Source organism: Candidatus Nitrosocosmicus sp. R, from assembly GCF_054408505.1.
The window spans coordinates 2,544,964-2,571,805 of the sequence record NZ_CP167090.1; the positions used below are offsets into that span (position 1 = coordinate 2,544,964).

The 26,842-nt window shown below is 33.2% G+C and carries 30 protein-coding genes; 19 read left to right on the forward strand and 11 right to left on the reverse strand.

Annotated features, from left to right (window positions below):
• Window positions 1-171: 171 nt before the first annotated feature.
• The gene (locus tag AAGU22_RS13175) at window positions 172-2,025 is read right to left on the reverse strand and encodes a trypsin-like peptidase domain-containing protein (protein ID WP_458719566.1); all 1,854 of its coding nucleotides are present in this window, start codon (window positions 2,023-2,025) and stop codon (window positions 172-174) included.
• Between the two features lie 418 nt (window positions 2,026-2,443).
• Here AAGU22_RS13175 and AAGU22_RS13180 point away from each other — a divergent pair, with 418 nt between their 5' ends.
• The 3 genes from AAGU22_RS13180 (at window position 2,444) to AAGU22_RS13190 (ending at window position 4,850) form a co-directional block, all read left to right on the forward strand.
• Window positions 2,444-2,824: a VOC family protein gene (locus tag AAGU22_RS13180; RefSeq protein ID WP_458719567.1), complete on the forward strand. Its 381-nt coding sequence runs from the start codon at window positions 2,444-2,446 to the stop codon at window positions 2,822-2,824.
• A 696-nt stretch (window positions 2,825-3,520) separates the two neighbouring features.
• Window positions 3,521-4,108, forward strand: a complete 588-nt coding sequence (locus AAGU22_RS13185; RefSeq protein WP_458719568.1) for a dihydrofolate reductase family protein — start codon at window positions 3,521-3,523, stop codon at window positions 4,106-4,108.
• Between the two features lie 265 nt (window positions 4,109-4,373).
• Window positions 4,374-4,850, forward strand: coding sequence for a VOC family protein (locus AAGU22_RS13190; protein WP_458719569.1), 477 nt, complete (start codon window positions 4,374-4,376; stop codon window positions 4,848-4,850).
• A 576-nt stretch (window positions 4,851-5,426) separates the two neighbouring features.
• On the opposite strand, the gene AAGU22_RS13195 is transcribed toward AAGU22_RS13190, so the two are convergent.
• From AAGU22_RS13195 to AAGU22_RS13205, 3 genes are all read right to left on the reverse strand, one after another.
• Window positions 5,427-5,993: a hypothetical protein gene (locus tag AAGU22_RS13195; protein WP_458719570.1), complete on the reverse strand. Its 567-nt coding sequence runs from the start codon at window positions 5,991-5,993 to the stop codon at window positions 5,427-5,429.
• Between the two features lie 845 nt (window positions 5,994-6,838).
• Window positions 6,839-7,354, reverse strand: coding sequence for a nitroreductase family protein (locus AAGU22_RS13200; protein WP_458719571.1), 516 nt, complete (start codon window positions 7,352-7,354; stop codon window positions 6,839-6,841).
• A 350-nt stretch (window positions 7,355-7,704) separates the two neighbouring features.
• A complete protein-coding gene (locus AAGU22_RS13205) occupies window positions 7,705-7,887 on the reverse strand; it encodes a hypothetical protein (protein WP_458719572.1) in 183 nt (60 codons plus the stop codon).
• A gap of 336 nt (window positions 7,888-8,223) precedes the next feature.
• On the opposite strand from AAGU22_RS13205, the gene AAGU22_RS13210 reads away from it, so the two are divergent.
• The 11 genes from AAGU22_RS13210 (at window position 8,224) to AAGU22_RS13260 (ending at window position 18,416) form a co-directional block, all read left to right on the forward strand.
• Window positions 8,224-9,249: a WD40/YVTN/BNR-like repeat-containing protein gene (locus tag AAGU22_RS13210; protein WP_458719573.1), complete on the forward strand. Its 1,026-nt coding sequence runs from the start codon at window positions 8,224-8,226 to the stop codon at window positions 9,247-9,249.
• A 134-nt stretch (window positions 9,250-9,383) separates the two neighbouring features.
• Complete coding sequence (locus AAGU22_RS13215) at window positions 9,384-9,644, forward strand: thioredoxin domain-containing protein (RefSeq protein WP_458719574.1); 261 nt, start codon at window positions 9,384-9,386, stop codon at window positions 9,642-9,644.
• Window positions 9,641-10,132, forward strand: coding sequence for a hypothetical protein (locus AAGU22_RS13220; protein ID WP_458719575.1), 492 nt, complete (start codon window positions 9,641-9,643; stop codon window positions 10,130-10,132). The genes AAGU22_RS13215 and AAGU22_RS13220 overlap by 4 nt, the downstream gene beginning before the upstream one ends.
• A gap of 195 nt (window positions 10,133-10,327) precedes the next feature.
• A complete protein-coding gene (locus AAGU22_RS13225) occupies window positions 10,328-10,981 on the forward strand; it encodes a DM13 domain-containing protein (protein WP_458719576.1) in 654 nt (217 codons plus the stop codon).
• Between the two features lie 253 nt (window positions 10,982-11,234).
• Entirely contained in the window at window positions 11,235-11,603 is a 369-nt protein-coding gene (locus AAGU22_RS13230) for a cupin domain-containing protein (protein ID WP_458719577.1), read from the forward strand.
• A 346-nt stretch (window positions 11,604-11,949) separates the two neighbouring features.
• Entirely contained in the window at window positions 11,950-12,387 is a 438-nt protein-coding gene (locus AAGU22_RS13235) for a hypothetical protein (protein WP_458719578.1), read from the forward strand.
• A 111-nt stretch (window positions 12,388-12,498) separates the two neighbouring features.
• Window positions 12,499-13,707 carry a cation:proton antiporter gene (locus tag AAGU22_RS13240; RefSeq protein ID WP_458719579.1) on the forward strand — a complete coding sequence of 403 codons (1,209 nt, stop codon included), beginning with the start codon at window positions 12,499-12,501 and terminating at the stop codon, window positions 13,705-13,707.
• Between the two features lie 1,070 nt (window positions 13,708-14,777).
• Window positions 14,778-15,269 carry a hypothetical protein gene (locus tag AAGU22_RS13245; RefSeq protein ID WP_458719580.1) on the forward strand — a complete coding sequence of 164 codons (492 nt, stop codon included), beginning with the start codon at window positions 14,778-14,780 and terminating at the stop codon, window positions 15,267-15,269.
• Between the two features lie 186 nt (window positions 15,270-15,455).
• Window positions 15,456-16,127 (forward strand): AlbA family DNA-binding domain-containing protein, encoded by a 672-nt coding sequence (locus AAGU22_RS13250; protein WP_458719581.1) that lies wholly within the window; start codon window positions 15,456-15,458, stop codon window positions 16,125-16,127.
• Between the two features lie 292 nt (window positions 16,128-16,419).
• Complete coding sequence (locus AAGU22_RS13255; protein ID WP_458719582.1) at window positions 16,420-18,075, forward strand: hypothetical protein; 1,656 nt, start codon at window positions 16,420-16,422, stop codon at window positions 18,073-18,075.
• 164 nt (window positions 18,076-18,239) lie between these two features.
• Entirely contained in the window at window positions 18,240-18,416 is a 177-nt protein-coding gene (locus AAGU22_RS13260; RefSeq protein ID WP_458719583.1) for a hypothetical protein, read from the forward strand.
• A gap of 109 nt (window positions 18,417-18,525) precedes the next feature.
• Here the strand turns inward: AAGU22_RS13260 and AAGU22_RS13265 are convergent, their stop codons facing one another.
• Window positions 18,526-18,753: a hypothetical protein gene (locus tag AAGU22_RS13265; protein WP_458719584.1), complete on the reverse strand. Its 228-nt coding sequence runs from the start codon at window positions 18,751-18,753 to the stop codon at window positions 18,526-18,528.
• A gap of 840 nt (window positions 18,754-19,593) precedes the next feature.
• Between AAGU22_RS13265 and AAGU22_RS13270 the strand changes: the two genes are divergently transcribed.
• Entirely contained in the window at window positions 19,594-19,821 is a 228-nt protein-coding gene (locus AAGU22_RS13270; protein ID WP_458719585.1) for a hypothetical protein, read from the forward strand.
• A 162-nt stretch (window positions 19,822-19,983) separates the two neighbouring features.
• Here AAGU22_RS13270 and AAGU22_RS13275 read toward each other — a convergent pair whose 3' ends face one another.
• Complete coding sequence (locus AAGU22_RS13275; protein ID WP_458719586.1) at window positions 19,984-20,493, reverse strand: universal stress protein; 510 nt, start codon at window positions 20,491-20,493, stop codon at window positions 19,984-19,986.
• 224 nt (window positions 20,494-20,717) lie between these two features.
• Between AAGU22_RS13275 and AAGU22_RS13280 the strand changes: the two genes are divergently transcribed.
• Window positions 20,718-20,915 carry a DUF72 domain-containing protein gene (locus AAGU22_RS13280; RefSeq protein ID WP_458719587.1) on the forward strand — a complete coding sequence of 66 codons (198 nt, stop codon included), beginning with the start codon at window positions 20,718-20,720 and terminating at the stop codon, window positions 20,913-20,915.
• Window positions 20,916-21,117: 202 nt separating this feature from the next.
• A complete protein-coding gene (locus tag AAGU22_RS13285) occupies window positions 21,118-21,309 on the forward strand; it encodes a hypothetical protein (RefSeq protein WP_458719588.1) in 192 nt (63 codons plus the stop codon).
• A 34-nt stretch (window positions 21,310-21,343) separates the two neighbouring features.
• Here the strand turns inward: AAGU22_RS13285 and AAGU22_RS13290 are convergent, their stop codons facing one another.
• The gene (locus AAGU22_RS13290) at window positions 21,344-21,757 is read right to left on the reverse strand and encodes an ATP cone domain-containing protein (RefSeq protein ID WP_458719589.1); all 414 of its coding nucleotides are present in this window, start codon (window positions 21,755-21,757) and stop codon (window positions 21,344-21,346) included.
• A gap of 529 nt (window positions 21,758-22,286) precedes the next feature.
• A complete protein-coding gene (locus AAGU22_RS13295) occupies window positions 22,287-22,616 on the reverse strand; it encodes a hypothetical protein (RefSeq protein ID WP_458719590.1) in 330 nt (109 codons plus the stop codon).
• Window positions 22,617-22,698: 82 nt separating this feature from the next.
• Here AAGU22_RS13295 and AAGU22_RS13300 point away from each other — a divergent pair, with 82 nt between their 5' ends.
• Together AAGU22_RS13300 and AAGU22_RS13305 are read left to right on the forward strand one after the other, a co-directional pair.
• Window positions 22,699-23,142 (forward strand): Rieske (2Fe-2S) protein, encoded by a 444-nt coding sequence (locus AAGU22_RS13300; RefSeq protein ID WP_458719591.1) that lies wholly within the window; start codon window positions 22,699-22,701, stop codon window positions 23,140-23,142.
• Window positions 23,143-23,212: 70 nt separating this feature from the next.
• A complete protein-coding gene (locus tag AAGU22_RS13305; RefSeq protein WP_458721787.1) occupies window positions 23,213-23,863 on the forward strand; it encodes a flavodoxin family protein in 651 nt (216 codons plus the stop codon).
• Between the two features lie 279 nt (window positions 23,864-24,142).
• Here the strand turns inward: AAGU22_RS13305 and AAGU22_RS13310 are convergent, their stop codons facing one another.
• The 3 genes from AAGU22_RS13310 to AAGU22_RS13320 all read right to left on the reverse strand — a co-directional run bounded on the left by AAGU22_RS13310 (window position 24,143) and on the right by AAGU22_RS13320 (window position 26,808).
• Window positions 24,143-24,406, reverse strand: a complete 264-nt coding sequence (locus AAGU22_RS13310; RefSeq protein WP_458719592.1) for a hypothetical protein — start codon at window positions 24,404-24,406, stop codon at window positions 24,143-24,145.
• 392 nt (window positions 24,407-24,798) lie between these two features.
• Window positions 24,799-24,933: a hypothetical protein gene (locus AAGU22_RS13315; RefSeq protein WP_458719593.1), complete on the reverse strand. Its 135-nt coding sequence runs from the start codon at window positions 24,931-24,933 to the stop codon at window positions 24,799-24,801.
• 240 nt (window positions 24,934-25,173) lie between these two features.
• The gene (locus tag AAGU22_RS13320; RefSeq protein ID WP_458719594.1) at window positions 25,174-26,808 is read right to left on the reverse strand and encodes a sensor histidine kinase; all 1,635 of its coding nucleotides are present in this window, start codon (window positions 26,806-26,808) and stop codon (window positions 25,174-25,176) included.
• Between the last annotated feature and the right edge of the window lie 34 nt (window positions 26,809-26,842).

Here is a 26,842-nt window from a genome sequence, read left to right on the forward strand (position 1 = left end):
TGTGTTGTGACCTTTCTTCCTCTAATAATCTGGAGAGATACTTCCTTTTATGATATTGTCAAGGAAGGTGTTAAAGAAAATAAAAAATAGTAAAGGTAACGCCAGTCAACTATGATATAAGGAATAAATTGCAAAAGAAAAATACTTGAACAAAAAAATAATGTTTATTTTTTATCTCCCGAATAATCTGTCACAAGTATCCTTACCCATCATCTCTACACATTGATCATAGATGCCCCCATCATCACCAAAATCGTTGAACGGATTGAAAGGTTGGAATGGAGAGGGATTTCCAGGGATTTGTGGTGAAGGAGAAGAAGGAGGTAGAGGTATGGTATTTTTTATCCAATCTTGTTGTGATTCCTTCTTTAATACAACCGGGATATTCAGTGTGCTGTTATCTCGATAAATAGTGAGCTGCACACTATCTCCTATCTGTTTTGTAGAAAGTGCATTCTTTATGTCTTCTACCGATCCTATAGTGGTATTATCGATTCCCATTATTATGTCTCCTCCAAGCTCTACTTGGTTTCCATCAATATTTGAGGCAATATACCCACCCTTAACCCCGGCGCTTTCTGCTGAACCATTCCTAAGAACATCAATTACTAAGAATCCTTTCCCTCCATTAGTAATATTAGAAGGTACGTTCATTTGTGAGGCTATTTCAGGTGTAACATTAATACCATTAATACCAAGGGCGGGCCTGTCTTCTTGTGTGTCTTGTATAATTTCGCTGCCTAAAACCGTAGATTTAGGTCTGTCCGCCAAGGTTAAATCTGTTTTTTCTATCTGTCCATTTCTTACAATTGAAAGAGTAACATTTTCTCCGACCTTCTTTTCTTTATCTAGATAAGATAGTAAATCATCTATTTTTCTAATGGGTTTATCATCAATTCCAACTATTACATCCCCTCCAAGTTCTACATCTCTTCCGTCTATTTTCGTTAATATTGATCCTCCATGTATACCAGCCTTATCCGCAGGACTATCAGCAGTAACCTGAATAACAAGAAATCCCGTAGTATTCTGAAGGTTCATGATATCTGCAATATCTGCATCTATGTCTGTTCCAGATATTCCTAAATAGGGGTGTTGATATTCCCCTGTAGTAATAAGGGAAGGCACTATCTTTTGTATTAAATAAGAAGGAATTGCAAAACCTACTCCCGAGTACACGCCAGTATTAGAGAAAATAGCAGTATTGATACCTATTACTTCACCATCCATATTTAGTAGCGGTCCACCGGAATTTCCAGGATTTATTGCAGCATCTGTTTGTATAATGTTTGGAATTGAAAAAGCAGGAGAGTCTTCAATAAGAGGTATTTGATCAATTTCAGGAGGTAAAGCTGGAAGTAATCTTCCCAAGCCACTTACTATTCCTTCAGTAATAGAAGCCGACAATCCGAATGGATTACCAACAGCAGCAACCCTTTCTCCTACACTCACTTCAGAAAAGTTGCCTACCTGTAAAGGTATTAGCTTCTCACTCACTTGGGTATTATTTTCTAATGGGATCTTTAAAACGGCTATCTCAGCATAAGGGTCCACACCTACAACTTTAGCTTTATATGTGGATCCATCAGTCAACGTTACGTCAAACTCTTTACTGATATTGTCTCCAGCCACGACGTGGTAATTCGTAACTATGTGTCCTTCCTTATCATATACAAAACCCGAACCAAGCCTAGACTTTCCCGGTATATCTGATTTTTGCGTTACTTGGACTACAGACTGGTCCACTTTATCATACAGTTTGATTAAATCGTCTCCTGTAGGTTTACCAGAACTATTACTTGACGATAGGGTATCATTATTCATATTTGCATTTGTAAAATTGTCATCAGTATTAGGCATAGATGGCGATGCTTGTTGAGCAAAAGCACTAACAAAGATCTGACTGCTTGTAACCATCGTATCAATTGTATTTGGTATTAAATAGAAGCCTAAAGATAATGCTACAATTATGGCAGAAAAAAATAGAAACCTTCTCTTATCATTCTTTAATTTATCTAATAGCATATAGATGTCTTAATGTCAATTATCATATTTAAAAAGTACATGTTTAACTTACTGGTCTACTTTATTGAATACATAGATCGAAGATTATATAAAAGCGATAAATTGGGAATACTAGTTTAGTGTATAAATTATCGTTTGACTTATGCTTGTGTAAAAATATAGAATTATTCTTTACTTTATCATTGAATTTGAACAAAAGTCAAAAAACTACTTAGTTTTTAGGTGATAAAAATGACTATTTAAAAATTATCTAACATATCATTATTTCAATTATGATAGAAATATGATTCCCAATTGTCATTGATATTGATATATAATTATTGTTTCTCCGGTTATCAAAATTTGTTAATTATTATAAATTATAGAGTTTAGTTCCAGCAATGATTATTTAACATATCATTTCATTAAATACATCAAAATGTTGGGAGACAAAAACCTTACGGTAAATATTGCTGTTAAGGATCTGAGTATAGCCAAAAAATTTTACGAAGAAGTAATAGATCTAAAACAGGTTGGATCTGAAGGATTGAGCTCGATAATGTTCAGGAGCGGTACCACTGACCTTCTCATTTATCAATCTCAATATGCTGGAACCAATCAGGCCACGGCAGTAACTTGGTATGTAGGTGAAAACATAGGAGATATTGTACAAACACTTAAAGCTAAGAGTGTAACCTTCGAGCACTATGATCGTCAGAACGTAACAATAGAAGGGGATATTCATATTGATGGTAAGATGAAACTTGCATGGTTTAAAGATCCTGATGGTAATATCCTAAGTATTGTCAATGAACGATAACACATAAACATGTGCGTGGGGATGGGCGTGAAGAAAAAGTTCTACTTAATAATACACCTTAATAATAAGAACTACTATAATCATGAGCCAAATTACCACTAGGAACTCTATCTCTAAGGATAAGATCTGTTACTAATAGGTAAAACGCTATATTTTAATCAATATATAAAACATAACTAGACTAGTTCCATATGCTATAGATTCTACTTCGGGATTAACAAACAATAATTACTTGAAAAATTCAAGTATTTGCTTTATAAGAAAGTTTGGTCTCTCTTCAGAGATAAAATGTGTGTATATTAGCTTAATTCAACTCGACCTCCTTTTTTTGAATCAGTCATTGTCTTATCGTATTGTATATATCTTAATTCTATAAAGTCACATGTTACTATAGATAGAGAATGAGTTTAATCTTGAATCACATCCACATGATTTAATTGTGATGTTGGTAAAGAAGAAAATTCCATTATCTATCAATTTATCTCCACTGGAACAACTTTCTGCCTATTATCGTTTTTTTCTTACAAAGCAATATGCATTTCAACTATACATTTGATCCCGTGTATACTTATTAGGCGCCCTTGATGTCTTATTATTCATGACTAATCCTAGCTTGCAAGAATGTTTTGAGTTTGTCAATGAAATTCGGCAAAGGGAACACAGGATCTTCTAAATGAGAATTGTGAGGGAGTACAGATGAACAATAACAAAGAGGTAATGAGAAAATTAAGACTACAGGTGCAAATTTCAGTTGATGGTTGTATCGCAGGACCAAACAATGAAATGGACTGGCTAGTCTGGGATGATAAATACATAAAATATGTAAAGGATATAACAGAATCCGTTGATACCATTATTATGGGACGAAAAATGGTCTATGGCTTTATTCCATATTGGACAGACGTTATGAACAAACCCGATGATCCGATGAATGCACTAGCTAAAAAAATGATTGAAATTCCTAAAGTTGTATTCACTAAAACACTAAACAAACCTAGGTGGATAAATACAGACATTGCAACAGGTGACCTCAAAGACGAAATAACCAAATTAAAGAACCAAAATGGCGGGGATATCATAGTTTACGGTGGTGTTTCTTTCGATTCCTCTTTGATTAAAGAAAAACTAATTGACGAATTTTATTTATTTGTTAATCCCGTTGTAATTGGAAACGGAAAAACTATCTTTAAAAACCTAGAGGAGATTCAAAGATTTACCTTGATCGAATCAAGAGGATTTGACTGTGGTTTAGTTTTGCTCCACTATGAGGTAAAGAAAAATTAAAACCAAAAGGAGTGAGAAAATAACTGGAATAATTAGTTGTTGTTCTTGTATTTAATATCTTGATTGTCCTCTCTATTTATATTTGAAAATTTCAGATCTTTCAATATAATGTATGTTGAAATATTTTAATACTATGTCAAAAAACACATGAAAACTTACGCTGAGTAGTACTATTATACACATTTAATTACAATATTTATAATTAACAAACAGTCAACAAACTTAAACAAGCTATTATAAATTTAACCAATTTATAGAATTATTAATGAACGATGTAAAAAAAATTCCAGATGGGTATCATTCAATCACACCTATGTTAATAGTAAAAGATGGACTAAAGGCAATTGAATATTATAAAAAAGTGTTTGGAGCAATTGACAAGGGAACCATGATGATGCCGGATAATAAATCCATAGCTCATGCAGAATTAATGATAGGCAATTCAAAAATTATGTTATCAGATGAATTTCCAAAAATGAAAAGTTTATCGCCTACTAGTATAGGGGGAAGTCCAGTATCGTTGTATCTATATGTCGAAGATGTGGACAAAACATTTAATCTTGCAGTAGCTGAAGGAGGAAAATCGTTATTCCCAGTTCAAGATCAGTTCTATGGTGATAGACATGGAAGCATCCAAGATCCGTTTGGACATATCTGGGCAATCGCTACACACATTAAGGATCTAACAAAAGAAGAAATGAAAAAGGCAGCTGAAGAAGCATTTTCAAAAATGTCAGTCTAATTTGATTAAGGAATGCAGTACTGATACCATTTAAGTTTGTAAATAGAACCTAGTCCTAAAAGGATTTGTTAAACATCCTTGTTCTAAACATCAAAATGGTGGATATGTCTAAATTAATCATATAATCTAGGTGGCTTACAAAAAGAGTTTACAAAAATGGTATTCATATAAATCATTTTGAATATTCAGTATTTGAAAAGTATGAATAATTCTTGAAGTATCGTATTTGGACCTTTTTTAGTGACAAAATATGCAACGGAAACCACCCGGCCAGTTGTAATTTTAACATTATTTAGACTCGCTAAAAAAGTGAGAGAAAATAGTATTTAGAAAATCACAAGAAGAAATAGAAATGAGGAGTACTGTAACGCATATTCCTTATATCTATAAGAAATGAGATCGCCTCTAGCAAGAGATACTTATTTGAGGCGTCTAAAAATTTTCTTAAAGTTAACAGAGCCGAAAATTGGGACATCCTAAACTTCAATTTGATTATTCTATGTAATACTACCGTCTGCATATTTTAGAAAGAAACTGTCTTTCGTTATCTTTTGTCATTACAATGCCATATTAGTACTAACTAATAGTAAATACAAATGGTTTTGTAACGTTACCAGGCTGCATATCCTCAGTTAGGTAATAAACAGTGGCGGTCGCTGGAGTTTTTCCCGCCTTGATTGCTTGGTATAATGTACCTGGAACCGGACCGGCAACTGTTACCTCTTCTCCTTGGTTTAATTCGAATGGGGATGAATTAGCGGTGCAGCCTTGGAGTTGATCCTGTCTTATGACTACATTTGCCATGAAGAACGCAGTTAAAGGTGAATCACAACGGCCAGCAGGTAATATTATTGTGTCTGGTGATTTATTAACCACTGTTGCTAGTAGTTCAAAAGAGTTCCCCGTCTTTACATTTGAAGGTGAAGGACGAATATCTACTAGCTCTACTCCGGTACTTGTTGCATTCACTGTGGAGATGGTATTGGAAGATTGAGAGTATGCATACCGATCTTGGTCTAATGAAACACCGAGGAAAGTGGAAGTAATTAGTATGGCTACTAACGGTAATAAGACAACTCGTTTAAATTTGCCGTTAATTGTCGCCTTCTCATTCTTCTTCGAGTGTTGATTTGTATTTGTCACACATTATTCATTCAAACCTATTTTATAACATTTGCTATTAGTTTTGAATACCTTATCCAATGATTATAATCATCACCAAATTGGAGAAAGGCTGAAAAACTGATTGGTTTGGTATTCAACAAAAAGTCCTTAGTATCTTTGATTCCCGTTATTGTTTACTAATCATTAGACTATAATTAATTCTTAAGTATTATGAGCAATCAGTAATTTGATAGTAGAATAACGAATTTCTATAGAAAAATTAATGAAATTGTTTATTCATTTCCTATTTCTTAGAATTAAAAAAAATCAAGTAATTTATACTCATAACACATTCATTACTAAATCCACTGGCCAGTTACTATACAGGCTTTTATCTAGATTCTACTAAAATATGATACACAAGAAAAAGTAGCAGAATCGTTCTATCAAAATATTGGATGCGACTTTACCATTGCAGATCGGAGATTAGATTTGGGGTTAGCCATTCACAGAATTGTATTATGGAATAAAAGCATAAGAGAACAATTAGTACATTTGGAGATGAGTATGTTCTTCTCCTGGATCTATATTGATTTTTACGAGTATCGTTTGATAATTCTTGATCTGTGTAGATTTATAGTTGATGAGTAAAGATCAGTATGAAATTTACTAATCAAAACTTGACTATGGAGTAGGTATCGGTAGGCAAGCTCTTAAGACAATTAATATTGAAGGGATCACATTGAAAATTAACTTGATAATATTGAAGTACACATCAAGATTTCTGTCTATAAATCCGTTAAATTAGTAAAATTTGTTACTAGCTCCCATACGCCCCGAATGACGTATCAGAATAAATCTCTTTAAATCTTCTCTGTGACCCTTTACAATAAATTATCCGAATTTCCAAAAACTTCTTTGTAAGCCAATTCGTTTAATGGTTTGCGATTTTTCCTCTTGCCTGTAACAGCCTTTTTAGGATATCCAAAACCCACTACAGCAGAGATGCTAAGATTAGATGGGATATTGAAATCGTTTCTCATTTCATCTTCTCTTATACCCGTATATAATCCTGAACCAACACCATTATCCCATGCAGATAATTGTATATTTTGTATAACTCTTCCTGCATCTAGTACATGAAATCCGTATTTTGGATCTGTTAATATTATGATAGCAAAATTTGCTCCAATTATCCACTGCCCACTAGTACTATCTTCAGACAATTTCTTTAAGTTATTTTTTTCTTTTATTACTATGAATCTCCAATGTTGAGTATTTAGACCACTGCCACTATACCTAGCAGAATCAAGAATTGTAGATATTATGCTTGACGAGACATTCTCATTATTAAATTCTCTTATATCCAGTTTTGTGGCAATACAATCAATAGTCTTCATGTTCTGAAATATATTAAGAATACTACATATTTAAAAAATTTCAATTTCTCTTTAGATATTTAGGAACTCGTACAGTAAAGTAAAGCAAAACAAGATAATTAAATTCTGATATTTTCAAAAGTCTTCAAATCGTGAGATCGACATATTCATCCAAATATAGATTTGCGATTTAGTTTTATATACAAGATTCTCGAAACATATATGATAAAACAGGAAATATTTAGATGGAAGGAATGATTCTATTCCGTATAAGATCAATAGTTTTCTCCAAAGAGGAAATAGAATGTTAGTTGATATTATGGTAGTAAAAGATATTATCTTACCTCCAATCTCGTTACGGTCTGAAGTAACTATAATTTTTCGAATGTTGTTATATATGCATAAGCTATCTTTTCGTTGTCAGAATATGATAAAAAACATTCTGCTCCCCTATCATGTTTGATTGGATCTGTAACAGAGGCTAGTAGCACTTTAGTATGGTCAGGCACTATGGTAATATTATCGTCCTCATATTTTGCAGCATAGTCTGACATTTCCAATAATCTGCCGTAGAACTCTGCAGAGTTTGGTTGATAGATAAAGTGTCAATCAATCATCCTTAATTTTAGATTTAATCGATATTTTACTATTGGCTTAATAGTTAAAATTTTTTATTTAGTATGTTCGTGATAGTCTTAAATTGCTACCTTATCAACATCTTATTCCAACTCAATTTTATAGTCAAATTTGTTATTAGTTTCAATGGATGACGCGAACTAATAGTTATGACGATGATTGAATAAAAGTATCTTCTAGTCAAGTTTGCATTTCATATACCTTCAAAATTAATTCTTAAATAATGTTATCTAGAAACAATAATGATTTTATAGTTGACTACAGTCTTAGCTTCGCTACAAAACTCACTTTTGGTAGCGAATTCTTCAAAAGATGGATGGAGAGTTCAAGAACACTTGATAGGATTGGATCCAAGCAGCCTGGCATGTGATTCGCAAAATTCTGATAGGGCGTATTGTGGTACTTTTGATAATGGACTTTGGAAAACTGATGATAATGGCTATACATGGAATAAAACGTCGTTAAATACCTCTGGTTGTAACATCATGTCTCTTGCTACACGCTCTATGGAAAAAGGTGAAAAGAGGTTTGACAAGTTATTTGTAGGAATGGAACCAAGTATAATTTATTCGTCAATTGATGGAGGTAATACATGGGAAAAGATCGATGAATTTAATAAATTGCATTCATCTTCGAGTTGGTCATTCCCTCCAAGACCGTGGACTCATCATGTTCGTTGGATAGAACCTGATGTAAATAATAAAGAATCTATTTTCGTTGCAATTGAGGCAGGAGCACTAATCAAGAGTGTTGATGGAGGAAAGTCATGGATAGACAAAGCAAAAGATGGGCCATACGATACTCACACATTAAGAACTCATAAAAAGGTCCCACAAAGACTCTACTCAGCAGCAGGAGATGGATATTTTGAAAGCAGAGATTATGGAAATACATGGTACAGACTAAATAAGGGACTAGAAAATCATACTTATCTTTATAGTGTTGCTGTAAATTCTGATAACCCTTATAATATTATAGTATCGGCAGCTAGTAATGCTTGGAAGTCACACTCCATAGAAGATCTAGAGACCTTTGTATATAGATGTGATTCTGACGAAGAAAATCAAGAATGGGTTTTGTCTAATCGTGGTTTACCTGAATCAAAGGGAACAGTAATTTCTATTCTTCAATCTAATCCCAAGATCAAGGATGAATTCTATTGTTTGAATAATAGAGGTATATATTGCTCTGAAGATTCGGGAATATCGTGGAATATATTAGACATTCCTTGGCCTAAGGAATATCGTTTACAACATCCTTGGGCTTTGGCGGTTAGATAATAACTTGCCATGGTTAAAACTTTAGACCAAAACCTTTAACGATTGGTATGATAGATATTCAGACCAGGGTTTTGTTATTGTAGGAGTACATTCACCAGAGTTTGATTTTGAAAAAAATCTAGGAAATGTACAGGATGCTAAAAGAGTTTGGTATCAAATACCCTATAGTCCTCGATAGCGAACACAAGACATGGGATACTTATAACAATAATTATTGGCCAAGGCACTATCTAATAGATTCTCAGGGATATATTAGAGATGATCACATTGGGGAAGGCGGCTATAATGAGACCGAAAAGACCATTCAAACACTGCTTGCAGAAAAGGCTTCTTTAGAAAATAAACCCGAAATAACGTTTAACCTAAACAAATCAAATCAATACTGTCTAGTATGACTTTGGGTAGCCTTGATTATATGAACCCTAATCAAAATCTCTCCCCTGAAATTTATCTTGGATATTCCACAGCCAGATCTCCATTAGGTAATATAGAGAGCTTCCAACCGGATGAATCAGTCGACTATAAATTTGATCCAAATAAAACGTCTTTGGAACCTAATATCGTTTACTTTGATGGAATTTGGAAGAACAAAAAAGACAATATGGAATTAATTAATGATAATGGTAAAATCATTCTGACCTATTATGCAAAAGCAATAAACATGGTTGCATCAGGTAATGGTCAACAAGTATCTATCTTAGAAAACAACCTGTCAAAAATAGGCATTGATAATCATGCTATTGATGTCCAAAAAGATGGAAACGTTATAGTCGACAAACAAAGGCTATATAATGTAGGGCTTTATGACGACTATGAGCCAAGATCAATAATGATTGATGTGAAAGGTAAAAGGTTTCAGATATATACATTTACATTCGGGTAAAACCTACACTATCTAAAATTCAACAAAAGTATATCATATCTTTCCTTTCATTTCAATTTTAAAGATCTTGTTTTTGCATCATTATGACTCACTGACTTGTACATAAAATTATCAGAATACCAAAACCAATATTTGGAACAGATTTGGATCTAATATGGAAGATCCTTTATAGTCTTTCAATCTAATCTATTCTTTATGAATGGTAATGGACATTACCCTATTTTTAAGAAAATTACTTATCTAACTATTGGTGTAGTTGCCTTGATGATAACAGTTTATCTAGCTTCGCCATTGTTCATATCAACAGAAATAAATGAGCAATTTCCTACCAATTCCGCTTCTTCAATATCTTTTGATAAGTATATCAAAATGGGCGAGGATGAAAGGGTCAGAGCCGCAGAGAACATGAGTAATTCTCAGAAAAACCAACTGATGATTCAATATGCCAATTCAAGCAATGATAGCAGTAACAACAAAATTGATGAATCTATAAATAAAACTGTTACTTCATTTGATCCAAATCAACTACTAATTTCAGGTGTATTTACCGGTGTTAACGATGGAATTCACAATGCAGAGGGCATAGCAAAAATTATTCCCCTCCAGGACGATACAAATGTACTTAGATTAGAAAATCTAAAGGTAACAAATGGACCTGATCTGTATGTTTATTTATCAACAGATAATAATGCATTAGATTTTGTAAATCTTGGGAAACTAAAAGCTAATAATGGAAATCAAAATTACGATATTCCTCTCGGTACTGACTTGTCAAAATATGACACCGCCCTGATATGGTGTAAGGCATTTTCGGTTCTATTTGGTAGTGCTGAACTCAAAGTTCAATAGAAAAAAAATTGTAGATTTAGTCAATACATTACAGTTACTAATATAGTAACAATCTGTGAAATATTCTTGTTTATGTTGGCTTTATACATACATACATTGAAGGGTAGATAGTATATCAATACTTTTTGCCACGACCAGATCATTTTGTACTATACAAATAATTGGAGTTATTCAAAAATTTGGAACAAAATTGGAATAGATATGGAATAATGCTTATAATCAAAGCATTACAAACCTACTTTTGATAATAAAAATGTCAACAACAAAATTACTAGTAAAAAATTTTGACTCTCCTGATGAAGTAAGAACCTTTGAAAAGGGAAAAGTTGAGATTGTAAACTTAGGCAACGTCATAATTGGTAGAGCAATCCTCGAGCCAGGTTGGAGTTGGGGGAAATGTGTAAAACCATTAGTCAACACAAATAGTTGTCAGGCTCCTCATACCTCAGTAATTATCTCCGGAAGGATGAAAGTAAGAATGGATGATGGAACCGAAATTGAAGGGGAACCCGGAGATACCGCAGTAATTCCACCAGGGCACGATGCTTGGGTAGTAGGAGATGAACCCTGTGTTTCTATTGACTTTACTGGTATGGGAGATTATGCAAAGAAATCAGAATAAGAGATATAATCCTGCTTTGGTTATTAAACCAGATATCTTTTGGTTTTCAAAGATGATTTTTTATGAATGATTGCTTTTTATTTTGATAATCCATTCATTTTATTGCAAGCAAATCAAAGTACCTACTAAACTAGGGACCTACTTGCTTCAATAGTTTGTAATCTTTCCTTTATACAACTGAAAATTAATCCATTTATCTGGAAAAAAGGTAGTTTAAAAATTAAGTTAAGGAAATTCATAATTTTTTGAGTCAAGCATGTTATAACAAGAAATAATTTTTCTTTCCGACTGTGATTCAGAGATTTTGAATTAAAATGATTTATTCGTCTAATTTCATACTAAATCAGTGAAAGAATATGATGTGGAAAATAAAAACTACGATAAAATAAGGCATCTAGTAGAAGTTGACGATGACATTTTGGCTGTTTTTATTATGGTATCTTCTCAAATGAAAGAATTGTATATTGCCGAGAATTCCAGCATTGATAAAAACTATGTAGATTCTGCAATAGTCCCAGCTTTGGGGCTGAACCTTAACCACGTCAGAGATGATAAAACACCTCAAACAGATAAAATACCACATGCAGCAGTAGTAAATAACAATATTCTTGGAAGATTAAAATGGATAGTTTTAGAATATGAAAATTTACGAATACTAAAAATCTATGAATTTGAGAAAACTATATTCGTTCTAATAAACAGTAATACTCAGCTAGAACACACGGTTGATAACATATTAGGTTACTACTACGATTTGGATGATATACCAAAAAATTTGTTCTAAGATTGTTAAGCATCGTGCTTGTAGAATTAGTTCGTTGGGTACAATTAAGAAAAACAATCTACTTTACTGTTATATTATTATAATGAAAATATTGTAGGATATTTGTAGTCGATGGCATCTGAATCTGTCTTTATTCATATTATCATTTCTCTTTCTATTCTTCTATTTTCTGCCAAAATATTTGCAGAAATATTCCAACGGATAAAGCAACCGGTCGTATTAGGTGAATTATTGGCAGGCATAATCGTTGGTCCCTATGCCTTGGGTGGACTCCCGTTATTTGGAGGTGAACCTTTGGTGGTGCTTGATGAAACCATCAAATATATCGGAGAATTAGCTGCCATCATAATCTTGTTTATTGCGGGACTTGAGATTACACCAAGAGAGTTTCTAAGAGGTGGGATGGCATCATTTACAGTTGGCGCATTAGGTGTAATTGTACCATTCTCTGTTGGATTTATAGTTCTTTCAATATATGGCTTCGATTCATTTGAAACACTGCTCATAGCCACGGCATTAACAGCTACAAGTATAGCGATTTCTATTCAGGTATTAACCGAATTAGGAAGGATGCAATCAAAAGAGGCTCGACTTATACTTGGAGCAGCAATAGTCGACGATATCCTTGCGATAGCCATATTATCAGTTGTTGTTACTATGGTTCAATCAGGTAACACTACTCCTCAAATAATGGATATCGCATTCATAATTCTTAAAATCCTTGGGTTATTTGCAGTGTTACTCATTGGTGCTATCTTTTTCATTCCAAGAATATTGCATAGAGAAAAATTGTGGAAGTCAAAAGGTAGTATAGAAGGAATTACTACAGCCATTTTCTTTGGTATTGCAGGTCTTGCCGCCTATGTAGGTCTATCTCCGATTGTAGGTGCATTTGCTGCAGGAATGGCCGTAGCTAGCACTAAGTTAGTCAAACAAGTTGAAGAATATGCTCACAAATTACAATTTATTTTTGCACCTCTATTTTTTGCAATTATAGGTGCTCAAGTTGATCTAAGAGGTGTTAATATAGATGTTTTGATAATTTCTGGAATAATCATAGCAATAGCAATTTCCACAAAGTTAGTCGGATGTGGGTTACCGTCTATGATATTTCTTAAGGATAAACAAGGATCGATTAGAGTGGGGATAGGGATGATATCTCGTGGTGAGGTCGGATTGATTGTGGCCGGTGTAGGGGTAACATCGGGAGTACTCTCTACAGATATCTATACATCAATAATTATTATGGTGGCTACCACTACAATAATTACTCCAATCTGGTTGAAAAAATCATTTAAGAACAAGTTGGCAGAAAATTAGATAAAGTAGTCGATTATGGCACAGGCATAGGTGACGGCTCTGGAGATGATAAAATAAAGAGTGGAATAGGCGATAACGTTGAATATATAATAACAATCAATTTCCAGACCAGATCATATTCAACATCGAATCCCTCTGGCCCCGAACCTTTAATCAAATTCCAAGAAGAGAACAAAAATTATCTAATGAGTATAATATTACCTCTGAATCCATTAAAGGCTAATTTAGGATCTAATCACGAATATCAATACAACCTCAAATTTGTACCGTTAACAATATAAATCCGACCCGGCCCATTTGTCACAATACGACCTAAAGGAAAAAGCATCATTTCACAAAATATTATTTTTTTATCTGCATTTTTGATTTCTAAAGATACAGTAAAGAAGAAAGTTAACAAGCAATTAAGTAAATTATCGTCTAAAATCATGTTTGATAGTGATACGAATACGGTAGTTAATTCCTTAATAAGCATCAAATTATTTCTAGTTCTCTTTGTAACCTTTATCTTCGTATCTATCAGAAAGAAAAAAATTTATTTCACTAGTAATGAAAATTTGGTGTTTGAATCATGAGTTGCAATGGTATATGCGAACGATTCTAAGCAAAAAGAAATCATACGATTCCATCTAGATATAAGGAAGGACAGAAGAGATGTAGCGTATGCGAGATTTTTATAAAATGGGACGAAACTTATTGTCCTTGTTGTAACTATAAGTTAAGAACAAGATCCTTCCGTGGTTGGGAAATGAGGAAAAAGTATAGGGAAGAAACAATAAAACGATACTAATCATTATCCTCAAAATATATACATTCAAATTGATTGATGTTTGAAACAATGAATTTAGAAAAGATGATGCAACAAGGATTAAGTAAGCATCTGACTATTACCCGCCGTCGCCCTCTAAATGGACGGCGCTATGACTTATGGTGAATAGCAGTTAATCAACCTAAGGGAGCAACTGACTACCATTGTAATATTTAAGCTGTTAAAATTAACTGTATATACACTAACTATTCATCTACAACAAAATACTTTAATTACCAATATTGATCATGGATGAGATAATATGCAACCAACTTTTGAAAAAAAAGTAATTGTCTATGGTTTATTCATAGCAATATTAGCTGGATTAACATTTGTTATAGGTCAGATACTAATGGAAAATGGCAACAAAGTATTAGGGCTATCAGAACAAAATAATCAAACATCAATACCACATAATGCAAAAGGACACGAGTCTCATCAAGTCATTATATTTCAAAATTCTAGTGATGGTCTAAAATATACAGGAATGGTTACATTCAGTCTTTCAAAGCCGGTAGATGTCATTTCATTTGAAGAGGTTACTAATGGACAACCTGTAAACGCGACCAAAAAGATTTGGGAAGTCGGAGATAAAAAATTTGTACCCCGCACACTTTTAAAAAATGTAACTGAGGGATCTGTCAGCTTTAATGGGAGTGGCATATTAGCGCACAGTACTGCTGGAGATAAATACACTGGTTCGTTTACTCTCAATGATACCGCTATTAGCAACAACAATAGTAGTAGTCAATAGATTTTTTGGTAAATACAAAGGACTAGTATTGAATGGTAACCGCCCATAAAGGGCGGCGCAATCATCTTCCGCAGTCCTTATCATATGAAGAATCAGCAATATTTACCACATCAATCCCCGGATTGGTTTTTACCGCCTTAAAACAATTTTGTTTTATAAATAAATTACAACATATATAGAATATATTTGGATAATTATGGTGTAAAAATCTATTATGAACGGGAAAGCAACATCGGTGAGACCATTGAGGACGAAGTTAAGTATGAATACCGCCTAAACACAATACCAACTTTAATCAGCCTATTATTGTACAGGAAGGGAACGAGTCAAGTAGTCGACAAAATCGATTATAAATCCGCGGATTTGTCAACAAGTAAGAGGATTGAGGCTCTTAACACTTTCGAATATATTTCCGACTTAATAAGAGAAGGCGAATCTAAAACTGTCGAATTCAAAGGATTTCAAAACTACAATAAAATATCTGTCAGAAAGGATGAATTATGCGAAACAGTACTGTCATTTGCAAATACATCGGGAGGGATAACCATTATTGGGGTAAAAGATGATAAAAGAATTATTGGATTTAAAGACCAAACACAATTTGATAAACTAAAAAAGGATTTGACAAACTTGATCGACGGAAATTGTGAGCCTCTAATAACATGTTTTATGGAAATTGTTCAAACAGACAAGGGCGAAAATTTACTAATTATTCACGTACAAAAGGGCAACAATCCACCCTATATAAGGAAAGGCAATAATGGCATATTTATTAGGATAAATGATTTGGATAGAGATTGCAGTAGGGTAGAACTAGATCACTTGATATCAAGTAAGAATGAGAACCTGTTGACTTAAAAAGAAGTGTTATTCAGTAGCGAGTTAGTAACATCATATATGACAGAGTATATCAAATAGAGCTCTTATTTTAAAGGTGATAGTAATCATAGTGGGTTATCTGATAAAAAGATTCTATTCAACCTTGAACCATATCCCCCCGGAATTTCCCTCTGGTGTGCTAATTCTTTTTGATAAGTTTGTTATAAAATTCAACTCCAGGGTTTTCCCCTACTTTTAATTGTATAGGTAATGAGAAGGTTTATACTTTTTATTCATAGATATCAAACTGTTGTATATACGTTCTAAACTTATGCCATCATTTTCAATTATTGTAATTTTGACAGTATCCATAGTTTCTTTGGCTTCCGTGACAGTTCTTTACCATGAAGGATCTGATTCATGGATCACAGAATCTGCTTTTGCTCAACTTACTAATAACAATATTATCCAGATTGTAAGCACTTCTACCTTTACAGACGACTTTGGTAACTTTCATGTTATAGGTGAGGTAAATAACACATCAATAGACCCCCAAACAAATATCATAATTACTGCACTTTTATCTGATACAAACACCAACGTTTTAGTTGGAAATCACTCTGCATTCTCGTCAATATCAACTCTTAGACAAACCGAACTATCTCCATTTGATATAGTAATACAGGATCCTCAGATATTAGGCAAGTTTAACTTTATGGAATTTTCTACTACTTCGCAACCTGCAATAGAGAAACCAGCAAACCTTGTATTGAATGGAACTAGTGCCTATTTAGACAATATTGGAAACCCTCATATCACTGGTAATATAATCAACCAAGGACAATCACCTGAACAATTCCTAAATCTAGTTGCAACATTCTATGATAGTTCAAGTCTAGGAGTTGTAGGGACTCAAAGTTTTGGCCTAAATGTTGGCAACTTATCTCAAAATCAGATGACACCATTTGATATCACTATCTTTGATAACAAGACAAAATCTCAAGGCAAGTTCTATTCCCTAAATATGGATTCTACTCAAAGTTCAATGACTTTTCCAACCAACACAAAGTTTCCCTTTGCATCTCTTGGAGGGTTTGTCGATGGTGGGCTATTCTTAAATTCACCGCTAAATGCAAATCCCTTACCTGCAACAGGAAATAACTTTGATAGTGATAACGATCAGTCATCCTCATTAGGTTCCGATAATGAAAATTCGGATGGATCTGATGAATCAAACAATGATTTAGAAATTGATATAGATGTTGAAAAAGATCCTATTGTAAGAGGGAACGTACAAACCGTTGATGTAACGGTTAGTGATGCAAATACACAAGAAAAGATTGCAAGCGCCGATGTGGCATTCAGGATATTTTATGCTAGTGAACACGATGAAAGTGGTAATAGCCAGACAAATGGAGATGGTGTAGCGACATTCCAAGATGAAATTGGGCCGAATTCGAATCCCGGCACCTTTGATGTCACTGTAAAAGTCAACGCGCCAGGATACGGTACAGAAACCGATCAAACAAGTTTTGAGGTAATTAAAAAATCTGACGTCAATAATGGTACTAGTAGTCAAAATAATTCCACAGGTGTTGAAAACAATAACGGTACTTTGACTAATGGCAGTCAAAATGAAAGTAATGATGATTTAGACTGTGAAGATATTGACGAATCGAACATTCCCGTAGGAGACGATCCAAATAACCTTGATGCTGACGGAGATGGCCTAGGTTGTGAATCAGATGGAGGTAATGACAGTCAAACAAACAATGACGGTGGCGAAGAACCAAAGACCGACGACGAAACTACACAAGAGATTCTAGAAGGAATTGACGGAACCGTAATAGGTGGAACAACAGGCGATTCATCCGATAGTAATTCTGAACAAACAGATAGAGATGGTGATGGAATAAGTAATGAACAACCATCAGACGATGGGGATACTGATGGTAACGGTGGTGACGATGAAGATCAGGATACCTAAGAAAATGGTGAAGAGCAAGATTAATGAAGAAGAAAACAGTGATGACTCAGATAGCGACAATAACGACTAGTTAACTATACTATAACAGGAAATACATTAGATTCCGTGTACCTCATTTTCCAATGGGGTGATTCAATTTTATATACAAAGTTCTCAAATTACATATGATTAAACAGGAAATATTTCGATGGAATAATACTATAATGGATGAAATCAATAATTTTCTTCAAAGAGGAAATAAGAAGATAGTTAATATTCAGATAGTGAAGGATTTTGATGCTATGGTCACTGGAGTAAATTATATAGTCTTTTATGAGGAAGATGCTGACTTCACATTTTAATTTTTATAATTGCATACGAGTTTAATAACAGTATTTTTCAAAAATAGAAACAAAAGGAGTAAATCAGGATGTAGGAGTTGCTTAATCACTAAAAAATTGCATATTCAATCTAATACTGACTGTTGGTTTTCATAGTTGTAGTTGTGGAATTTGAATTACCAGGTCCGCTAGTAGTTGTGGTGGTGGTAGTGGTAGACTGAGAGCCAGTATCATTTCCAGATAGGGAATTATTGCTACTATTGGAGGCCTGATTTATCGAGTCAAATGTGTTCTCAATATTATTATTTACTGCATTATTTATCGAATCTGTAAGACTCTGAGCATGTGCAACTTGCACGATAGATAATAAAAATATAGGTAATAAGATTAAACCGAAGTTCATGATATACATAGTATGACATACTATAAAGGGATTTGAATATCAGGATACTGACAATTATTTCAATGAGAATCACGATTTAGCGATGAATTAGTGTCATTATTCAAAAATAAAATTTCATGTTTACGCAGTCCATAATAAATTTAGAAATGGAGAATAAAAATTAGTTACACTCGAAATTTTAGAATATACAATTACATGATATAGGATAAACTCAAGGATTAATCAAAGAAGAAAGGAAGAAAAATTTGTCATAGGAAATAATCGAGGATTTGAACCCTGAGAATACTTTATTTATAATTAGAAGTTGAAACTAAATCCTGAATATGATTTCACAACTCGCCTGTATACCCACAAATACCTGACCGGGATGAACTAACAATAGGGAAAGTCATGTCTTTACCACATTCATATTTCACACATAGGATTTACAAAACGAAGATTGTGTTTTACCACCTTCATTATCATAAAGACAGATAGTACATATCTCCCGTAGCATTTTCTTTTTTGCATTTAATAATCTCGTAATATCTGGTCGATAAAAAGAGTAGACAAATATGGGCCCACTTATTATTCGTTGCAATAAATCCATAATTTCTGGCATCACATCCTTGCATTGTAAACACGTTTCGCAAACCCTATTTTGAAGATCTTTACTATCACTAGACTATAATATTTGTCGATGGAAAAATGTTCTCTAATTAAATAGGGCAATTATCTTACTATTTCTTTTTTGTAAATTATATGTATAAAGTTTAGAATCGTATCATTAATATTTTAAGTATCCAACTGAATATTGTGATAACTAACGTTACTACTAGTGCAATTGTAGTGATGTCCTTACTTTTGGTAGGCTTTCAATCATCGGTATTTGCCCAAAGTTCATCAGATTCAATTAATTCACGGATAGAAGAAGCAGAAGAAAGGATAAACCAGAGTTTGAATGAGAATCAAGATATAGAATATCCAATTGATATAGATATCAAATGGATACTCTTTTTCACCGATCTCTTTGCAATAGATTAAACCATCCTTTATAACCTTACAAGAAGAATTTGTGGTGGAAATAAGGAGTATAAATACTGTTTAAGTGTACCAATGATTCTAAACAACTGTTAGTACATGGGAATGCTCATAACCTATAGTGAAACGTGATGCATCCACGGTGTTCTCAAGACCAACTCTTCTTTAATGTACCACTAACACAGGACGTTTTGATATTTCGACTAAATTTCTTGAAACACTGCCAAGCGCCTTTATTTTTGAAATACCTCCTAATCCAACATTCCCCGCAACTATAAGATCTACTTGTTCTTCTGTTGAGAATTTTACTATGCTCTCAGCAATTGTCCTGCTAGAATTACTTCCTTTGAGCAACTTAGTTCTTATCGAAATGCCTGATTCTGGATATCGAGTTTTGATCTCCGATAACTTATTTAACCATTCTGTCTCCATTATCCGATTCATTTCTTCTATGAATTGAGATAGAGAAACAACTTGATTGGTCTTAATAGACTTCACAGGTTTTTCCAATCCTGAGGGCACATGAAAATAACGAAGTATAGTTATCAGTATTACTTCACTAGGTTTATTTCTTACATCGTTGGCACTGGGATTCATAAGTTTGAGCAGATAAAGCACATATTCCAAGGCCTTTATGGATGGAGTAGACCCATCGATAGGAACTAAGATTTTCATCAAACTAAATTACTTATGGTATAGTATATCTTTGTTCATAGATATCGTTGTATAACCCATCCCCCAATTTTGTTGATCAACAACCATTCCATGTGGTAAATTTTTGAATATCATGGAATACTCTTTTGTAATCTCTGCGTCACAGAAAAAGAAGATACTCCGTATAGGCATAAGCGAAAATTGAAATAAATTCTTTTAATTGCTTGCATTAATCATAATTAATAATGAATATGTATGTTGGATGCTCTGGATGGACATATTCTGGATGGAATGGTGCATTTTATCTAAAAAACCTTGAGAAATGGCAGAGACTATCATATTATTCAAGGTTTTTTAATTTTATAGAAGTTGATTCAACTTTTTATTATGTTCCTTCCAGGAATGTATTCCAAGGCTGGAAAAACAAGACACCTGACATGTGAACAAATCTCCATCCCTCTAACATGTCTAGTCCGTGTATAATTACTTTCGAAAACCAAACCAACTTACACTTCATGAGTTATATCAAGTTTAATTATTAGCGTGGAGATAGAGTCAATGAATCCTTTTTTAGTAGTAATAGCACAACGGAAACCTTCGGCCCCATCTGTTGTACCTTTTAATATTTTGATATTTCAATTTTAAATGATAATCATTTCAAAATCATTTTCTTTAATTTCGCTGATACCGGATTCATTTTGTAATAGTAGTTACACAATTAAATTTGCACTTATTATAGTTATCGATAAAGTCAAGGAAAAAGTAAAAGATGTAAAAGATGCAGTTGTAGACACTACAAAGGATGTTGCAGATAAGACAAAGGATAAAATAAATTGACTACTACTTTTTTGTTCCTCACAAAGGATCTTAGTTACCAACTCGTTGTACTATCTTTATCTTTTACATACTGTTTTGAATGAGTATTTACTGAAGGAGATACTTTTGAATCATATTTATTATTTTGTAGGTGTTCTTCATTCATTGGAGTTACATTATTTTTACGGTACCCTGAGAATGACTCGGCTATCGAATCATGGTTTCTCTGCTTTAATTCTTCTGTGATATATTCTCTGAGTTTACTCGAATAAATGAAGTTATCTAGTGGAGGATTTTGCGCGAGCTTACTGGTGATTGATTTTGAAATATCTTTGGCAAGTAGGAACGGTGTACCAGCTCTACTAATTCCCCTCACAAGCTTTTCCTCGTCAAATTTTTCAGAATTTCCACTCTTTTTTTCTACCATTAATTCGGATAGAGGTGCTTTTTCTTGCGGATTCTCAGTCATTATATTATATTGCGTTAATTCTATAAAAGACTAGATCATTTAGTGTCAAACTTTATCAGCTTACCAATTCAATTAGTTAGTTTTATTTAATTAATCCACTTCTAATTACAGTTAATGGATACAATCCATTACCATTAAAACAGAAAAACAAAATTTTAAGATAGGACAATTTTAAAATAACATAGCAGAAAGATATTGCAGAATTGTCTTAACAAACTCTAATATTTATTATTCGTATTATTATATGTACATCAAATATTGTCTATGCGAAGCAACAGGTCAAATCAACTGGCACCAGGTTACGGATATGACTACTAATAGATCAATATTTGTTATTCATTCAAACCTTTTTCTATATATTAATGCAATCGATAGTGCCCACAAATGTTGCAGTCCAGTATTATTATGTTATGGAAGTAACGTTAATCATCTCAGCCATGCTATCAGGATGATATTCACAATAATATTTCAAAACTTGTGGTTGACCTGTATTAAACACAAATTGAGTAGACGAACCGTGTTCTACTTCTTAGGCTTCGGCTAGATGTTCCCCACCTTGTTGAGGTTCGATCTTTAATTCGTGTTCGGCAGTGTCATTTTGATAGATGCTAATCAAAAATGTGTAGCCTGTATTAGCTTTGAGGTTCAGAATCGGGTTAAATCCAAGTTCATCATTTTTCCACACATAAGAGTCTCCTATTTGATTGGCAGTTAATTCAATGATACTATTTTCATCGAGTGTTTGTTGTGTCTGCCCGAATGTAACTTGATTAAATGGAAAATTTAATGGGATAATTAAAAGGCAACTAACAGATATTATGATAAAGTTGTTTGTCAATACGTTTAACTTTAAACACATTCTCTTATACTTTCTTTTTATTGTTTATTATTTACCAGTTGTATTAATAAGAATCTGAATTCATAAGATCAATTGTAATTTCATGAATGAAGACAAGCAGATGGAGTCTAATGATTCCTCATATCGTTACGTAGGTTTATCAACAGACATAAAACGTGGATTCTCTAAAAGCTATCTTATTAAAAACGAAGAAGAAAAAAATATAGAAATAGCGGTTTTTAATATTGATGGGGTATTTCATGCAATCTCTAATTCTTGCATACACAAAGGAGGGCCACTTAGTAAAGGGTTCCTTGACGGAGATATAGGGACCTGTCCTTGGCATGGATGGAAATACTCTGTAAAAACTGGTGAATCTTCTCATGAAGGTGGAGATAGTGTTAATTCATATAAAGTCAAGATAATAGAAGATAAGATATTTGTAAATTCAATTCCCTCAACTGTTGGAAAAAGAATATTTCAGCCTCATAAAGCCTATTTGAATCTAAAGAACTCTAGAAAATTATTTAATCCACAAGTCCAATAATAAAATACTTCCGGTAGATGATAAAAAAGTAAGAATTCTTGGAATTTCTACGACAAACACAAATGATAAAATAGCACCACGTAAAAGCACGTCTGAGGATACATTAAATTTAGCTCTAAAATATGCCAAAAAAAATTTAGAGGTTGAAACTGTCATGATCAAACTTCGGGATTTGGAATTCAGTCATTGTGAAGGATACTATTCAAAGAATGCTAACGCATGTATTTTTCCTTGTTCCATTTCAGAAAGAGACAGTGAAGATCAAATGATCCAAATTTATGAAAAAGTAATTCTGTGGGCTGATATAGTATTCATTGCTACTCCAATACGGTGGGGTAGTGCGAGTTCCCTATACTATAAGATGATTCAGAGAATGAACTGTGTTCAAAATCAAATGATTACCCATGATCGATATCTAATAAGAGATAAGGCTGCTGGTTTCATAATTACAGGAGGCCAGGATAATGTTCAACATATTGCTGGAGAACTTTTGTCATTTTGGTCACAATTGGGCTTCATATTTGGTAAATTTCCGTTCGTTGATTGGACCAGAGGTTGGTATGCTGAAGATACGGAAAATAATTATGATGAAATGATGTCGGGTCTTAGCGTAAATACCAATACTGTAAAAGAAAGTAAAAATTCGAAGATGTATAAAGATTTGGTTAAGACAATTAATGGCGCCTTCGAAATGGCCTTACTTGTAAAACAAAACAGATAAGTCTAATAGTAATGTTAAAACACCTTCCCTATTTATCATTTGCAACAAATTTGTTCCTCAAACTATGTCAGCTACTACCACTACCATGAGCAAAATGACAATTCCATTTGACATATTGTTATAGAATCGTATTGAATGGACAAATCTCCTTCGATATAATGGGTTTATCTATTGGATTTGTAACTGATTTGCTACTCATATCACATTCAGAGGAGATTTTTATTGATCATAATCTATTTTAATCAACATAATTTAAGTGCTGTTAATTGGGAATATCAATTATGGTATAGTGTATCTTCTAAAGTGAATTTTGCTGAAGGTAGTGGACTCCAATAGTCTTATTAGATCTTGTTTTCCATAATAATGTGGTATACCTTGGCCATCTTGCGCCATTAAGACTACTTGAAATCCTGCAAAAATTCTTTTCTTACAATACCTTATCAAATTATCTGCTTCTTTTTCATTACTTAGGACATCCATTGTTGTTGCAAAAATACCAATTTCAACGCCTTGTTCCGTTATAAATGCGGCATCGAAGTTCATCTATTAATATTGGTAAACATGATTTAAGTAATTCAATTAATGGATTTAGACTCAACTAAAATGATTAGTCGCACTCCAATTTGAAGCCATACTCATTTTCAGCAAATTCAATCGAATTTCCACAATACCAATAAGATATCCACGTTAGAAGGTCAAGAATTAAATCCCCTCCTAGGGCCTTATGTATAGTAGCTTTCAATAAAAAAGTAAACTTAGTGAATTGACTATCCTAATAATTTAACAAATACTATTAACTATGTTACAGCTACTATCAATAGAAACTAACTCCCACGTATAATAATTGTTATTGATTTATAGTATCAAAATAAAAAATTGGCAGTAAGACCTTTAAATTAATCTTTACCGCCTTCACGTGCTACTCTTTTACGGGTTTACTCGTCTGCTGCTTGAAGTCCCCTTTCATCATGTGGGGCCTCTCCACCTGCTCTTGCTACTCTTTCTCTAGTTTCTTCATCTGCCGAGGCTAGGCCTCTATTGCTGTTTTTATCATTGTTATTTCGTGCCATTGTAAATAATTTAATATAATATTTTATTTAACTAATAGAGGACTTTTGCCTGTGTATTACTGTTTGAGAGAACCCATGACAGAGACTATGCTCAGGTCCAAGAATCAAAACGAGTTTCGTAGATTTTTGAAAAGAATTTTGCTAATTTTATAATACCTATTATTCTGGCTTAAATAATATGTCGTATTTGAATAAAATATTTTGAATAAAATAGTTTGCTAGCCTCTACCCTAAATATTTTTATCTAGGTAAACTAAACACAAAAGTAGATCCAATTCCATCGTTATTGTTAAAAGCCCAAATTCTACCGCCGTGAGCCTCGACTAATTTCTTGGTAATAAATAGTCCCAGACCGGTTCCAAAATCAGAGTCTGTTGTAAATTTTTCAAATAACTTTGGCAGAATCTTTGATGATATCCCTTTACCAGTGTCTGATATAGCAACATATATCATTTCTTCTTCTTTTTCGATTTTTTTTCGTTCTCCTTCGCTACTTCTTTTTTCTAGTATCAGGTCATCTGACGTATTATTACTCTTTTCTTCTGTAATATGATTTGTTTCGTCTAATTCTGTTTGATTCAAATTGAGGTCAAAATCGTTGCTATCTCTTATCATGATATTAATAATATCGTCTTTTTTAGAAAATTTGATAGCATTATCGATTAGATTGACTAGAATTTGATTTAATCTTAATTTGTCAGAATAAACCCAATATTGTTCTCCCAGGTTATTATTTATAAAATTCATTTTGATACCTATCTCTCTGACTTTTTGGCTAAATTCAACCTCAATAAGATTATCTATCTCTTTAACTAAATCTACTTTTTCTCTATGGAGTATAATGTTACCCTTACTATTAGACTCAAACTTTGCAACGTCTAAGAGATTATTAGTTAAGACATTTAATCTTAAAGCATTTCTAGAAATATTTTCATGATGCTCATGAAGTTTCACCATAATTCTTGATAATTCTTCATCTGTGATTTTTTGTCTATTTTGCAAGATAAAGTCAAACAATTCATCATTCATTTCAGAATATCCCGTTATGGCTTGAGTTGGTGTTCTCAATTCGTGGGCTGCCGTATTTATAAAATCATCCTTGATTTCTCCCTCATGCTTTAGTTCTTGAGCAAGAATACTTTGATTATATATCATTTCAAATATTGAACTATACGATAAAACTGTTGGAATACTATTAGAATAGATAGAGAAACCAATTAACGGATTTGTTTTTCCTTCCTCCTCTTCTAAGTTCTTTATTTCCATGATAAGACAATCTTTTTTATCTACCACTAATGATTTTATTTTAATGTCAATGCTTGGTGCAATATTTTGAATTTGGATATTGTTGTTGATAGTGTTAGTTAAAAGTGCAAGAGACAATGATTTTTTGACTGTAGAATCTATTGGCACAAGCATGCTAATCTTTAGATTTTCTTTTTGATTAGACATTTCCTTTAAAAGTTCAAGTGTTCCTGTCTTTTCCTGGAGATGAAATGCACCGGGAGTAGAGTAAATTATTTGTATTTCTTTATCGGCTTCTCTAATCATCTCAAATTCTTTACTTTCTGCTTTCGCATAATCACTAAAAACAGTGGTAACTGGTGAGACTATTCCTTTTTCTATTTCTCTTATCCTTTCTTCTGAAGGTATGCCCTTATCCCAGAAAGTATCAAAAACAAACTGTTGTTGGTTTACAATTTCAGGCACATTGCTAAATATAAGTTGGGGTATGGGTTGTGCTTTGTGAAGGGTTGCTACAGCCACATATTCTTTTTCATCTGCTACCTCAAAGTTTCCTTTCATTCCTTCTAAGTGTCTAATTTCAGAGAATTCAAGCATTTCCTTACAATACTTGAGGTTGTCTGCAGTCATCTCAATCACATATCTAAGTTTTATCCCTCTTTTC